11 protein-coding genes and 1 pseudogene are annotated in these 13,800 nt (G+C 73.6%); 5 read left to right on the forward strand and 7 right to left on the reverse strand.

What is annotated here, in order from left to right:
* Nucleotides 1-56: 56 nt before the first annotated feature.
* Nucleotides 57-1,271 (reverse strand): DUF6777 domain-containing protein, encoded by a 1,215-nt coding sequence (locus J7E86_RS27240; RefSeq protein ID WP_215085268.1) that lies wholly within the window; start codon nucleotides 1,269-1,271, stop codon nucleotides 57-59.
* Between the two features lie 279 nt (nucleotides 1,272-1,550).
* Between J7E86_RS27240 and J7E86_RS27245 the strand changes: the two genes are divergently transcribed.
* On the forward strand, nucleotides 1,551-2,867 hold the full coding sequence (locus J7E86_RS27245) for a streptophobe family protein (RefSeq protein ID WP_374223869.1): 1,317 nt from the start codon (nucleotides 1,551-1,553) through the stop codon (nucleotides 2,865-2,867).
* A 1-nt stretch (nucleotide 2,868) separates the two neighbouring features.
* On the opposite strand, the gene J7E86_RS27250 is transcribed toward J7E86_RS27245, so the two are convergent.
* Genes J7E86_RS27250 through J7E86_RS27260 form a run of 3 tightly spaced genes read right to left on the reverse strand, consistent with a single transcriptional unit; the run spans nucleotide 2,869 to nucleotide 6,789 of the window.
* Complete coding sequence (locus J7E86_RS27250; RefSeq protein ID WP_308312743.1) at nucleotides 2,869-3,924, reverse strand: serine/threonine-protein kinase; 1,056 nt, start codon at nucleotides 3,922-3,924, stop codon at nucleotides 2,869-2,871.
* On the reverse strand, nucleotides 3,921-4,433 hold the full coding sequence (locus J7E86_RS27255) for a hypothetical protein (protein WP_215085269.1): 513 nt from the start codon (nucleotides 4,431-4,433) through the stop codon (nucleotides 3,921-3,923). The genes J7E86_RS27250 and J7E86_RS27255 overlap by 4 nt, the downstream gene beginning before the upstream one ends.
* Before the next feature lie 16 nt (nucleotides 4,434-4,449).
* Nucleotides 4,450-6,789 carry an FHA domain-containing protein gene (locus J7E86_RS27260; RefSeq protein WP_215085270.1) on the reverse strand — a complete coding sequence of 780 codons (2,340 nt, stop codon included), beginning with the start codon at nucleotides 6,787-6,789 and terminating at the stop codon, nucleotides 4,450-4,452.
* Between the two features lie 90 nt (nucleotides 6,790-6,879).
* Between J7E86_RS27260 and J7E86_RS27265 the strand changes: the two genes are divergently transcribed.
* Nucleotides 6,880-7,299, forward strand: a complete 420-nt coding sequence (locus J7E86_RS27265) for a gamma-glutamylcyclotransferase family protein (RefSeq protein ID WP_215085272.1) — start codon at nucleotides 6,880-6,882, stop codon at nucleotides 7,297-7,299.
* Between the two features lie 378 nt (nucleotides 7,300-7,677).
* Nucleotides 7,678-9,423 carry a M4 family metallopeptidase gene (locus J7E86_RS27270; protein WP_215085286.1) on the forward strand — a complete coding sequence of 582 codons (1,746 nt, stop codon included), beginning with the start codon at nucleotides 7,678-7,680 and terminating at the stop codon, nucleotides 9,421-9,423.
* An 80-nt stretch (nucleotides 9,424-9,503) separates the two neighbouring features.
* On the opposite strand, the gene J7E86_RS27275 is transcribed toward J7E86_RS27270, so the two are convergent.
* Nucleotides 9,504-10,382, reverse strand: coding sequence for a helix-turn-helix transcriptional regulator (locus J7E86_RS27275; protein ID WP_215085274.1), 879 nt, complete (start codon nucleotides 10,380-10,382; stop codon nucleotides 9,504-9,506).
* Between the two features lie 118 nt (nucleotides 10,383-10,500).
* On the opposite strand from J7E86_RS27275, the gene J7E86_RS27280 reads away from it, so the two are divergent.
* Complete coding sequence (locus J7E86_RS27280) at nucleotides 10,501-11,553, forward strand: NAD(P)-dependent alcohol dehydrogenase (protein ID WP_215085276.1); 1,053 nt, start codon at nucleotides 10,501-10,503, stop codon at nucleotides 11,551-11,553.
* A gap of 329 nt (nucleotides 11,554-11,882) precedes the next feature.
* On the forward strand, nucleotides 11,883-12,668 hold the full coding sequence (locus J7E86_RS27285; protein ID WP_215085278.1) for a VOC family protein: 786 nt from the start codon (nucleotides 11,883-11,885) through the stop codon (nucleotides 12,666-12,668).
* A 66-nt stretch (nucleotides 12,669-12,734) separates the two neighbouring features.
* On the opposite strand, the gene J7E86_RS27290 is transcribed toward J7E86_RS27285, so the two are convergent.
* Together J7E86_RS27290 and J7E86_RS27295 are read right to left on the reverse strand one after the other, a co-directional pair.
* The gene (locus J7E86_RS27290) at nucleotides 12,735-13,367 is read right to left on the reverse strand and encodes a 50S ribosomal protein L25/general stress protein Ctc (RefSeq protein ID WP_215085279.1); all 633 of its coding nucleotides are present in this window, start codon (nucleotides 13,365-13,367) and stop codon (nucleotides 12,735-12,737) included.
* Between the two features lie 142 nt (nucleotides 13,368-13,509).
* Nucleotides 13,510-13,800: pseudogene (locus tag J7E86_RS27295) on the reverse strand (hypothetical protein); the annotation flags it as partial.

The raw sequence follows: 13,800 nt of genomic DNA on the forward strand, positions 1-13,800 counted from the left end.
GGGCTCGGCCATGGTCCGCCGGGGGGCGGGGGGCGAGTCGCTCATGGGGGTGTAACTCAGGTCCGCGGGACGCGCGCCGAGGGAGTCCTCGGGCCCGGCGGGGCCGAGGACGGCGCCCCGGGGGGCGCGGTGGTGGTGACGGCGCGCGGCCCGTACGCCGGTCCGGGCGGCTGCTCGGACTGCGGGGGCGAGGGCGGGGGTTCCGAGGACGGTGGCGAGGAGGGCGCCGACGGCGACTCCGATCCGGGCGACTCGTCCGGTGACTCCGGGGCCGACGACAAGCCGCCCTCGGGGGGTGGGATGGGGCGGTCGTTCTCACCGTGGGTGCCCACCGGCCGCTCGAACCACTGGCCGGTGCCGGGGTCGTAGATGATGATGACGACGAGGACGGTGGTCGCGGGTTCGATGGCGACCACGTCGTCCGGCCGGTAGGCGCGCCATTGCTGCCCTTGGGGTTTGGGGGTGCCCTTGACGGCGACCGGCGGGCCGAGCGGGTTTCCGCAGGCGCAGCGCACGCGCGGCAGGCCCTTGCCGTCGACCAGGACGGACGTGCCGGTCTGGAGGACGGCCTGGTAGGCGTTGGCGGAGCCGTTGGTGTAGCCGTGGTTGGTGACACGGGTGTCGGCGCGCAGTTGTACGGGCGTCAGGCCGCGCAGGTACGGGGCGATGGCGCCCTGCTCGATGTCGGCCGCCTTCGCGAAGGCGCGGCCCTTGGCCTGGTCCTCGGTCAGATAGCGGATCTGGCGCTCGACGTCGCAGCCGGGGACGTTGGGCGTGCCGCCGTACAGGCCGGGTGCGGAGCCCTGGACGCTGCGGGTGCCGCCGCTGTCGGCGGGCGCGTGGGTGGGGGCGGCGGTCGCCTGCGAGCCGGTGTCCTTCGCCGTCGATTTGGTGAAGGGGTCCTTGCCCTCGGCGGACGCGGGCTGCAGGAAGACCTCGCCGGAGCCGCCGTCCGAGCGGAGCAGGAAGACCGCGAGCGCCCCGGCCGCGACGAGGACGCCGGCGAGGATGGCGACCTTCGGTGCGGACCGCCACCAGGGGGACCCGCCTCCGGGGCCCGGCCCGGGTGCCGCGTGGCCGCCTGTGGGCGGGGCGGGCGGCCCCGGCGGCTCCGAGGGGCCGGACGGGGTACCGGGGACGGTGGGCTCGGACGGCCAGTCCGCGCGGGTCGGTTCCGGCGGCTCGGACGCGCCGGAGCCCGAGCCTTGCCCGGAGAGGGGGCCGGACGGCGGGCCGGTGGGGCGTTTTTCTGGCGGTGGTTCGGACGACACGGGGCTCTCTCCTGCGTTGGCGGCTTCTCCGGCTCTGCTTCTCTGCCCTGCTCTTCTCTGCGCTGCTTCTCTCCTACGTATGCCCAGGTTTTGTCACGTTCTGTCGCCCCCGTCGGTCATTGTGTGTCCCAACCCGGGGCCACCCGCAAGCGGGAGCCGGCGCGTGTCGCCCGACGGGTGGCGCGCCTGCCGCGGGCTTAGGTTGGGCCCCGGGCCTTCCGCGACGCCCGTCGGGAGGCCGCCGTGCACCCGATCACCGATGACGAGTCCGGAGGCAGCGTGAGCCAGCCACCGAGTGCCGCGCCGAGGGCGCCGGGGCATCACCTGCGCGTCTGGGGGGACGCGCTGGCGGCCGTGGTGGCCGGAGTGGCCGTGATGTTCGCCGTGGCCGCGCTCGGGCTGTGGGCGGCGGGGGCGGGCGACCTGCCCGACGGCGCGTTCCCGGCCGTGGTGGCGGCGACGGTGGTCGCGGCCGTCGGGGGTTCGGTGCGACTGTCGGGTGACGCCGGGTTCCTGGCCGACACCGCGGCCGGGCTGGCCGTCGTACCGCTGTCGGTCACGCTGGCGGGCGCCGTGGTGATCGCCGTCCTGTTCCTGCGCCCGCTGCGGCACCGCGCGGTGGCGAGCGGCACGGAACTGCTCGGCCGGGTCGCCCGTACGGCCGTACTGTGGCTGCTCGCCCTGCTGGTGGTCTCGCTCACCGCGCGCCACACCTTCCGCATCGACCTCGGTGACGCGGGGCTCGGCGACCTCGGCGACCTCGGGGACATCGGTGACGCCCTGGGGATCTCGCCGAGCGTCGGCTTCCGCGCGGCCGTGCTGCCCACGCTCGGTTTCGGTCTGCTGTGGCTGCTGGTCCTGCTGGCCGTGGCCACGGCGGTGTCCCGCAGGACGCCGCTGCCCTCACGGCTGCTGCGCTTCCAGGAGCCCGTCCGGCCCGCCGCGTTCGCGATGCTGGCGCTCCTGCTGGGCTATGTGGTGCTCGGCCTGCTCGCCGGAGTGGTGGTCCTGTGCACGCGCGGGCACCCGGCGGAGACGGCCGCGGTGCTGCTGCTGGGGCTGCCGAACCTCGCCTGGCTCGCCCTCGGCGTGGGTCTGGGTGGTGCCTGGGACGCCCGGGTGCCGGGCTCCCTCGGGCTGCCGATGCCCAAGGCGCTGGCCGCGGTGGCGCGGGGGGCCGACGGCAAGGGCGGTGTCGTCGACATCTCGTCCCTGGCGGAACGGGACGGGCGGGCCTGGCTGCTGGTCGTCCTGGCGGCGGTGGCCCTGCTGGCCGCGGGGTTCCTCATGGCCGTACGGTCCTCCGCGCGCACCCGCCCCTGGCAGCACGCGGTGCAGCTCGCCGCCGCCCTGGCGGTCACCCTGCTGGTGGCCGGGATCCTGACGCGGATCTCGGCCCGCTTCGGGCTGTCGCTGCTGGGCCTCGGTGACCTGGCCGGCTTCGGCGGGGAGGTGTCGCTGCGCCCCCGGTGGTGGACACTGCTGGGCTTCGGGATGCTGTGGGGGCTGGTGGCGGGCTTCCTCGGCAGCCTGCTCGCCCGGCGGGTGCGGCGGCGCGGGGACGTCACCGAGGTCGCCGACGAGGGCGGCCGCTGAGCTACCGGGGCCCGCGCTCGGGGAAGACCGGCGCCGCCCAGTGCGGCGGGGCCGGCGGCGGGCCCGGCGCCCCGCGGCCGGGCGGGAGGGCCGCGTCCACTTCGGCGGGGAGGGCCGCGTCCACCCGGGTGGGCTCGTACGCCGCCACCGGGGTCGCCTCGGGCGGGGTGGCCCCGGCGGTGCGGCGCAGGGCGGCCACGAAGCGCAGGCAGCTGTCGTACCGGTCGTCGGGCGACTTGGCCAGGGCGGTGGCCAGGACGGCGTCGGCGTCGTCCGGGAGTCCGGCGGCGTGTTCGGAGACCGGGGGCGGCGGATCGTACTGGTGGGCCCAGAGCAGCGCCATGTCGTCGTCGCGCCGGAAGGGCGGGGCGCCCGTCAGCATCTCGTACACCACGCAGGCCAGGCTGTAGACGTCGCAGCGGCCGTCCACGGGCTTGCCGGAGATCTGCTCGGGGGCCACGTAGTCGAGGGTGCCGACGAACTGGCCCACGCGGGTGTAACCGGTCAGGGACAGCGACTTCTTGGTCAGCCCGAAGTCGGTGAGGTACACGTGCTCGGGGTGGTCGCTGTCGGTGCCCTCGGCGACGAGGATGTTGCCGGGCTTGACGTCGCGGTGCACCAGGTCGTGCGCGTGGGCGGCGTCCAGGGCGGAGGCGACCTGGCCGGCGATCCGGCAGGCCGTGGTGAGGGAGAGCGGGCCGGCGCGGTCGAGCAGGGCGCGCAGGTCCTGGCCGGCGACGTAGCGCATGGCGATGTAGAGCAGCCCGTCGGCCTCGCCCGCCTCGAACACCGGGACGATGTGCGGGTGGTCGATGGCCGCGGCGACCTGCGACTCGTGGCCGAAGCGCAGCCGGAAGGTGTCGTTGCGGGCGAGCTCCGGCGCCAGCAGTTTGAGGGCGACCACGCGGTCGAGGCGCAGGTCGCGGGCGCGGTAGACGACGGCCATGCCGCCGCGCCCGATCTCGCTCTCCACGCGGTACGAGGCGATCTGCCGGCCGATCAGCTCCGAGGGGCGCTCCACAGGGTCGCCCGGCTGCGCGGGGCCCGGCGCCGTCACGGTGTGCCGCTTTCGGGTTCACGGGCGGCGAAGGTGGTCATGGCCGTGCCGTCGCAGTAGCACCAGCGGTCGTGGGCGGCGTCGTAGAGCCAGACCGCCTCCCCGTCGACGACCGCTCCGACGCGCAACCCGCGGGTGGTGTCGCGGAACGCCTCGCCGTCCGTGCGACCCGCCGCGAGGTCCTCCGTGGCCTGCCGGTAGCGGCCGAACGTCTCCTCGACGCGGGCGAGCAGGTGCCGGGCGTCGGCGGAGCGGGCCAGAGGTGCTCCGGCCGCCGGCGGGACCTGGGGCAGCGGTACGAGCAGGCGGGCGTCGACCCAGGCGGCCCAGCCGTTGGAGCACTGCGCCCGGCCCCAGTCGCCCCGGCGGTCCAGGAGCATGACCGGCAGCAGCGGGTCGAGCTGCTCGCTGGGCACGGCGCCGTCGGGCGCGGTCCAGGTGGCCAGCCCGTAGGGAGGCACCACGTGGGTGGGCCGGAAGGTGCCGTCGGGCGCGGTGGCTGGGTTCATGGAGGCTCCCACCGTGTCAGTTCCGCATGATGGCGGGCTCGTGGCGGCGCAGCAGCCGTGCGACGGCCAGGCCGAAGAGGAGGGAGAGCACGACCATCATGCCCATGTCGATGAGCCAGATGCCGGCGACGTGGTCGAAGAGCGGGTCGGTCGTCAGCTTCCCCGGGACGAGGTGCTCCAGGTCGATCGTGCCGGCCATCGCGCCCAGGGCCCAGCGCGCGGGGACGAGCCAGGCGAGTTGTTCGAGGCCGGGCACGCCGTGGAGCTGGAGCAGCGCCCCGCAGAAGACCACCTGGACGATCGCGAGGAGGACCAGCAGCGGCATGGTGACCTCCTCCTTGCGCACCAGCGCGGAGACCAGCAGGCCGAGCATCATGGCGGTGAAGGACAACAGCGCGACGGCGAGCGTGATTTCGACGAGCGGTGGCAGGAGCACGCCCCGGCCGCGCGGGGCGGAGGTCTGCACCCCGAAGAGGCCCACGAGGGTCAGGACGACCGCCTGGCAGACGGTGATGAGGCCGAGGACGACGACCTTGGACATCAGGTAGGCGGATCTGGACAGGCCGACGGCTCTCTCCCGCTGGTAGATGGCGCGTTCCTTGACCAGTTCGCGGACGGCGTTGGCGGCGCCGGTCAGGACTCCGCCGACGCACAGGATCAGCAGCGCGTTCATCGCCGTCTCGGAGGTGAGCCTGCTGCCGGCCAGGGCCCGTGTCATGGCGCCCATCACGAACGGCAGCGCGATCATGATGGCCAGGAAGGTGCGGTCGGCGGTCAGCGCGGCGGTGTACCGGCGCACGAGGGTGCGCAGCTGGCCGCCCCAGCTCTGGGCCTTCAGGGGCGCGGCGGGCGCGGGGGCCGCGGGGGCCGCGCCGTGGTGGGGCTGTTCGGTGGCGGCGGTGACGTACTGGCGGTACTGCGGGGAGCTGCGGTAACTGCCGGACCAGTCGCGGGCCCTGTCGTTCTCGAACGCCTCGAAGGCCTCGGGCCATTGGCCGAAGCCGAAGAAGGGCAGCGTCTCGCGGGGCGGCCCGTAGAAGGCGGTGCGGCCGCCGGGGGCGAGGACGAGGAGCCGGTCGCACAGGTCGAGGCTGAGCACGCTGTGGGTGACGACGATGACGGTGCGCCCGTCGTCGGCCAGGCCGCGCAGCATGGTCATCACCGAGCGGTCCATGCCCGGGTCGAGGCCGGAGGTCGGCTCGTCCAGGAAGAGCAGGGAGGGTTTGGTCAGCAGTTCCAGGGCGACGCTGACGCGCTTGCGCTGGCCGCCGGAGAGGCTGTGGATGGGCTGGTCGACCCGCTGGTCGAGGCCGAGTTCGCCGATCACCTCGTCGACCCGGGCCTGCCGCTCGGCCTTCGCGGTGTCACCGGGGAAGCGCAGTTCGGCGGCGTAGCCGAGGGCGCGGCGCACGGTGAGCTGGGCGTGCAGGATGTCGTCCTGCGGTACGAGCCCGATGCGCGACCGCAGTTCGGCGTAGTCGCGGTAGAGGTCGCGCCCGTCGTACAGGACGGTCCCCTGGTCGGCGGGGCGCAGCCCGGTGAGGGCGTTGAGCAGGGTGGACTTGCCGGAGCCGCTCGGGCCCACGACGGCGAGCAGGCATTTGGCGCGCACGGGGAAGGACACGTCGTCGAGCAGGACCTTGCGGCCCTTGTCGACGTGGACGGACAGGTCCTGGACGTCGAGGGAGACCTCACCGGTGTCGACGTACTCCTGGAGTTCGTCGCCCACGAGGCAGAAGGCCGAGTGGCCGATGCCGACGATGTCGCCGGGGCCCACGGGTGCGCGGTGGACGAGGCGGCCGTTGAGGTAGGTGCCGTTGTGGCTGCCGAGGTCGACGATCTCGTAGCCGCCGTCCGGGAGGGTGCGCAGCTCGGCGTGGCTGCGGGAGACGACGAGGTCGTCGACGGCGAGGTCGTTCTCGTCGCCCCGGCCGATGCGGACGGTGCGGGACGGCAGGGGCCGTACGGAGGTGGGCTGCCGGAAGGTGCCGGTGGCGGCGGGCAGCGAGACGGCGGAGGGGCGGTGCGCCGGTGCCGCGAGTCCCTTGAGGACGGCGGCGGGGCCGTCGGCGGGGTTGCCGAAGCGCAGGACGCTGCCCGGGCCGACGTCCAGGGCCCGGACGCGGTGGCCCTCGGTCCAGGTGCCGTTGGTGCTGCCGGAGTCCTCGACCGTCCAGTGGTCGTCCACCGGGCGCAGGACGGCATGGTGCCAGGAGACGCGGGTGTCGTGCAGCACGATGTCGCACGCCGGGTCCCGCCCCACCCGGTAGCTCCGGCTCGGGCTCATCGTCTGCGAGCCGCCGTCGGACTCGACCAGGAGCTCGGGGGCGGAGGGCACGAATTGCCGCTCTCCCATACCCGGTATTTTACGGCGGGCGGCGCGCCCCCGCCTTCCGGCGGCCGGGGCCCCGGGCGCGCGCACGGCAGGTGGAGGGAGAGCCCCGAGGTGAGCGCGGATCACGAGCGGCTGCCGGTGTTCGTCTACGGGACGCTGCGTCCCGGGCAGCGCAACTACGGGGCGCTGCTGCGCGGCCGGACGGTCGGCGAGGAGCCGGCCCGGATGCGGGGCGCGGTGCTGTACGAGGGGCCGGGCTATCCGTACGCCGTGCCCGACCGGACCGGGGAGATCTGCGGTGACCTGGTCTTTCTCGCGGCCGACCGGCATGACGCGGTGCTCGCCTCGCTGGACGGGCTGGAGGGCACCGCGCCCGGCGTCGCCACCCGGCACTACATGCGCGTGGAGCGGCCGGTGCTGCTGGCCGACGGCCGTGCCACGCGGGCCTGGGTGTATCTCGCCGGGGAGGAGATGGCGCGGCGGCTGCGGGCCGTGGGCACGCCGATCCCGGGCGGCAGCTGGCCGGCCTGACGCGGTTCCCGGGGCTCCCGCGTCTCACATGGTGAGCAGTTTCCCCGCCCGGTCAACCGCCGCGGGAGTTCACCCGTCTCCCCTTCCGAGTGGACCGGATGTCACCACGTCCTCACCTTGTGTTGACGCTTTGTTAAGACTTGATCAACTACCGGGACAATGTGACATTTCCTCTTTTCGTGGGCATGCCAATGCAGGCAGAGTCCTCCGCGGGACCACAGGTTCCCGCGGTGCGCCAGTGACAGCACCGTGCGTATGCAGGCGGCCGGGTACGTCCCGAACCGCCCTCACGGCAAAGGGCGCTGAACAGTGCGTACATCCCCCACGACCCACAGACGAATACTCACCGCCGCCGTCGCGGTGGTGGCCGCGGCCACCATGGCGGGCACCGCCACCGCCGTCACGCCGGAAGAGGTCAAGGAAGCCGCCAGGTCGTCCTCCGTCGTCGCGGCCCGCGCCGCGGCCAACTCCGAGCTCATCAAGGCCGCCCGCGCCGCCGCCCTCTCCCACGCGGACGCCACCGGCGTCGGCAAGGAGGAGACGCTCACCGTCAAGGACATCCTCCTCGACCCGGAGGGCAAGCGGCACATCCGCTTCGCCCGGGTCTACCGGAACGTCCCGGTCGTCGGCGGTGACATCGTCATCCACCTGGACGCCAAGCAGAACTACCTGGGCGTCACCCGGGCCATCCGCCACAAGGTCTCGCTCTCCACCGTCACTCCCAAGCTGACCGCTCCTCAGGCCAAGGCCAAGGCGGCGGCGTCGGCCGAGGGCACCGCCGCCAAGGCCGAGCTGGTGGTCGACACCCGCGACGGGAAGTCCGTCCTGGCCTACCGCGTCACCGTCACCGAGAGCCGCGCCCAGGACACCGGCGGCAGCCACTCCGTGGTCGTGGACGCCACCTCCGGCAAGGTGATCGGCAGCACCCCGCTCACCGACGCGTTCATCTCCCCCAAGCTCAAGTCCAAGCTGCGGGGCCTGGGCCGCCAGGCGACCCCCAGCACCGGCCCGAAGGTCACTCCGCCGCGCAAGGCGCAGCCCGACGCGAACTTCCCCGCGCAGGCCGACGGCACCGGTGCCTCACTGTTCGCCGGCAACGTGCCGCTGACCACGACGCAGACGGCGAAGGGCACCTTCACCCTGAAGGACCCCAGCCGCGGCGGTGGCGAGACCCGTACCGCCGAGGGCAAGGAGGTCGAGAAGTACGCGGACGGCAAGGCGATCACCGACGCGGACAATCGCTGGGGCAACGGCACGGCCGCGGACTCCGCCACCGCCGCCGTGGACGCGCAGTACGGCATCACCAGCACCTTCGACTACTACAAGAACACCTTCGGCCGGAACGGCATCAAGAACGACGGCGCCGGCCCCAAGGCCCTGGTGCACTTCGGCGACAAGGTGGCCAACGCCTTCTGGTCGCCCGACTGCTCCTGCATGCTCTACGGCGACGGCGACGGAGAAACGTTCAAGCAGCCGCTGGTGGCCCTCGACGTCACCGGTCACGAGCTGAGCCACGGCGTGATCGAGGCGTCCGCCGACTTCCAGCCGACCCGCGTGGACGCGCGCGGCAACCAGTTCGGCGAGGCGGGCTCGCTCAACGAGTCGCTCGCCGACATCTTCGGCACCGGCGTCGAGTTCCGGACGAACAACGCCGGCAACCCGCCGAACTACCTGCTCGGCGAGAAGCTGGGCCTGGACCAGAAGTTCCTGCGCCGCATGGACAAGCCGTCGCTGGACGTCCTGGAGGGCACCGTCGACTACTGGGACGCGGGAGCCTACGACCGCGAGGTCCACGCGGGCTCGGGCGTCTCCTCGCACGCCTTCTACCTGCTGGCCGAGGGCAGCGGCAAGAAGACGGTCGGCGGGGCGGAGTACGACTCCCCCACCCACGACGGCTCGACGGTGACCGGCATCGGCCGGGACAAGGCGGAGCAGATCTTCTACCGGGCGCTGACCCGGTACATGGTCTCCACCACCGACTTCCACGAGGCCCGCACCGCCACGCTGCAGGCCGCCGAGGACATGTACGGCGCCGGCAGCACCGAGTACCGCACGGTCGACGCCGCCTGGGCCGCGGTGAACGTCACCGCCGCGAACACGCCGAAGGAGTCGGCCAAGCGCTGACCCCACCGGCCGTACGACGGCCTCCGGGGCGCCACATCGGCGGCGCCCCGGAGGCATTCACGCGCGGTGGCGGGCGGCGCTCACGTCCCGGGGCGCGCCGACCGCTCCGTACGCTCGGCCGTTCCCAGCGTCCAGCTCGCCAGCAGGCCCAGGGACTCGGCCGAGGCCGAGCCGGGCTCGGCGTGGTAGGTGACCAGCTGCTGGCCCGGGTCCGCGGGCAGGACGAGCGTCTCGTACGAGAGGGTCAGCGGGCCCACGACGGGGTGCCGCAGCTCCTTGACGCCGAAGCCCTTGTCCGCCACGTCGTGCGCGGCCCACAGGCCGCGGAACTCCTCGCTCTTGACCGACAGTTCGCCCACCAGCGCGGTCAGCCGCGGATCGTCGGGGTAGCAGCCCGTCTGCAGCCGGAGCAGGGCGACGATGTCGGCCGCCTTGCGCTCCCACTCCACGTACAGCTCGCGGGTGGCGGGGTCGAGGAAGATCTGCCAGGCCATGTTCCGCTGCCCCGCCGGAACGACGTCGAAGTCGCCGAGGAGCGCGCAGGCCATCCGGTTCCAGCCGATGATGTCCAGGCGCCGGCCGATGACGTAGGCCGGCACGTCGTTCATCGCGTCGATGAGGTGCTGCACCGCCGGGCGGACGCGCTGCGGGCGGCCGGGTGCCTTGCGCGTCCGGCGGGCGGCCGGCCTGGCCAGGTGGGTGAGGTGGTCCCGCTCGGCCCGGGTCAGGCGCAGGGCGTCGGCGATGGCGTCGAGGACGGCGGCCGAGACGTTCTGCCCCCGGCCCTGTTCCAGGCGCGTGTAGTAGGCGACGCTGACGCCGGCCAGCTGCGAGAGCTCCTCCCGCCGCAGCCCCGGCACCCGGCGCCGGCCGCCGTGCGGCGTCAGGCCGACGTCCCCGGGGTTGAGCCGGGCTCGGCGGGAGCGGAGGAACTCGCTCAGTTCGGTGCGCTGGTCCATGGACACCAGTATGCGGGCGTCCGCGCAGGTCAGGGTGGTCCTGCCAGGAGTAGGCACGGCAAGCGTAGGCTCAACCGGGTTCTGGCTCGGTTCGCCGGACCGCAGCATGATCGAACGCATGACGCACACCACCATCCCCGCCTACGCCGCACCGTCGCCCGCCGCACCGCTGGAGCGGATCACCGTTCCGCGCCGCTCGCCGGGCGAGCACGACGTCCTCATCGAGATCAAGTACTCCGGCATCTGCCACTCCGACATCCACACCGCGCGGGGCGAGTGGGGCGAGCGCGCCTTCCCGGTCGTTCCGGGCCACGAGATCGCGGGTGTGGTGACCGCCGTCGGCTCCGGCGTCACCCGCCACACGGTCGGCGACCGGGTCGGTGTCGGCTGCTTCGTCGACTCCTGCCGCACCTGCGAGAACTGCCTGGCCGGTCTCCAGCAGTACTGCACCGGCGAGCTCGGCATGGTCGGGACGTACGCGGCCACCGGCCGCGACGGCGAGCTCACCTACGGCGGCTACTCCACGCACATCGTCGTCGACGAGAACTACGTCCTGCGGATCCCCGACGGCATCCCGCTGGACGCCGCGGCCCCGCTGCTGTGCGCCGGCATCACGGTGTACTCGCCGCTCGCCCACTGGCAGGCCGGCCCCGGCAAGAAGGTCGCCGTCGTCGGCCTCGGCGGCCTGGGGCACCTCGGCGTGAAGATCGCGCGTGCCATGGGCGCCGAGGTCACCGTGCTGAGCCAGTCGCTGCGCAAGAAGGACGACGGCCTGCGGCTGGGCGCGGAGCACTACCACGCCACGTCCGACCCGGCGACCTTCGAGGCGCTGGCGGGCACGTTCGACCTGATCATCAACACCGTCTCCGCCGACCTCGACCTGGACGCCTACCTCGGGCTGCTGCGCTCCGGCGGCACCCTGGTCCAGCTCGGCGCGCCCGAGAAGCCGCTGCCGGTCTCCCCCTTCGCGCTCATCACCCACCGCAGGTCCTTCGCCGGTTCGATGATCGGCGGCATCCCCGAGACCCAGGAGATGCTGGACTTCTGCGCCGAGCACGGTCTGGCGGCCGACATCGAGCTGATCCGCGCCGACCAGATCAACGAGGCGTACGAGCGGGTGCTCGCCAGCGACGTCCGCTACCGCTTCGTCATCGACGCCGCGACGATCTGAGCCGCGGCGATCCGGCCCACCGGCCGGTGGGTCCATGCGTCCGGTGAGTCCGTGCGTCCGGTGGTCCGGTGCGGGCGGTCGGCCGCGGCCGGCCGTCCGGTGCGCGGTGGCGGTCCGCGCGCCGGGCGGGCGGAACCGGACGTGTGGCCCCCGCCCGCCCGGTCCGCACCGCCCGCCCTCCCGCGACTCCGCGCGCGGGGGGCGTGCCGCCGATGGGCACCGCGCCATTGTCAGTGGCCGGTGCCAGACTGATGTCCGGCCGGGGAGACCGTGTGCCGCGCCCGCGGGGCCGGCCCCGGCGAGGACTTCCGTCGAAGGAGCACATCACCATGCTCAGCACTGACTTCGTGACCGGCGCACCCAACTGGCTCGACCTCGGCAGCCCGGACACCGCGGCGTCGGCCGGCTTCTACGGCACGGTGTTCGGCTGGGACTTCCAGTCGGCGGGGCCCGACGCCGGCGGCTACGGCTTCTTCCAGCAGGACGGGAAGACCGTCGCGGCCCTCGGCCCCCTCACCGAGGAGGGCGCGGCCCCGGCCTGGACGGTGTATTTCCGCACCCCCGACGCCGATGCCACGGCCAAGGCCGTCGAGCAGGGCGGCGGCACCGTGCGGGTGCAGCCGTTCGACGTCATGGACGCCGGGCGGATGGCCTGCCTCACCGACCCGGGCGGCGCCGAGTTCGCCGTCTGGCAGCCGGCCGCGGTCCGTGGCCTGGAGAAGACCTCGGACACCCATTCCCTGTGCTGGGCCGAGCTGCACACCGAGGACCCCGACGCCGCCCTGGCCTTCTACCACTCACTGTTCGGGTGGCGGCGCGAGGAGCTCGCGGTGCCTGGGATGACGTACCAGGTCCTGTCCACGGCCGACGGCGACCAGCAGGAAGCCTCCTTCGGGGGCGTCACCCCGCTCCGGGACGACACCGAGGACACGCGCTGGGTGCCGTATTTCGCGGTGGAGGACGCCGATGCCGTCGTCACCCGGACCCAGGAGGGCGGCGGCTCGGTGCTCGTACCGGCGGCGGACGTGCCGAACATCGGCCGGATCGCCTGGCTCGCCGATCCGTTCGGCGCGCCGTTCGCCATCATCAAGCCCGCACCGCCGGCCTCGTCCTGACACCGGGGAGGTGTGCGGCGGGCCGGGGGCGGCCGCACACCTCCCGAGCGCCCCGCGAAGCGCCCGTCAGCTCTCCTCGGCCGCCGGCGCGGCCTCCGGAGCCTCGGCGGCCGCCTCCGCCTCCTCGGCCTCCGCCTCTTCCTCCTCGGTCGGGGCCTCGGTCTGCGCGGCGACGATCTGCAGGACGGCCGCGTCCTCCTCGACGGCCAGGGCGCTGCCGCGCGGCAGCGGGATGTCCTTGGCCCGGATGGTGTGCCCGGCCTCCAGCCCCTCGATGGAGACGGTGAAGCCCTCCGGGATGTGCGTCGCCTCGGCCTCGACGGGCAGGGCGTTGAGGATGAATTCGAGCAGGTTGCCGCCCGGCGCCAGCTCGCCCTCGGTGTGGACCGGCACCTCGACGGTGACCTTCTCGCCCTTCTTCACCGCCAGCAGGTCCACGTGGATGAGGAAGCCGCGCAGCGCCTCGCGCTGCACGGCCTTGGGGATGACGAGCTCGCTCTTGCCGTCGACATCCAGCCTGATCAGCACGTTCGGGGTCTTCAGGGCCATCATCAGCGCGTGGCCGTCGATCGCCACATGCTTGGGGTCGGCCCCGTGGCCGTAGATGACGCCCGGGACTTTGTTGGCGCGTCGGGTGCGGCGGGCGAAGCCCTTGCCGAATTCGGTACGCAGCTCGGCGGTCAGCTTTACCTCGGCCATGACTGCACTCCTCGTGTTCGGACTGTCTGTACTGTCCCCTGGCCGTCACCCGGGCCACGACAGACCTGGTACGAGGAGTGCGTCGATGGCGCATCGCCGCACCCCGTGAGTACGGCCTCCCTTGCCGAGCGACTCCGGGAGCTTATCCAGCCGGCGGGCGTAACGATCCGCCACTGCTCCATTCGGCCCGGCAACCGCCCCGAACGAGCGGCGAAGGCCCGTCCGCGGCCGGCCGGCGGCTGTTGAGCGGGCGCAGCGGGCGGGCGTCCGGTATGGCGTCCGCGCAGGGGCCGCACACCTCGGCGAGCCGCCACAGGCCGCCCGCCGCGTCGTGGAGGATCACCTGCCGGCCGGCCTGTCCCCCGCATCCGGCCCCGGACCGGGCGTGCCAGGCGCAGCCCTCCTTGCCGCAGCGGCAGCCGGTGCCGGGCGG

This window comes from Streptomyces sp. ISL-11, from assembly GCF_018614525.1.
GTDB lineage: Bacteria > Actinomycetota > Actinomycetes > Streptomycetales > Streptomycetaceae > Streptomyces.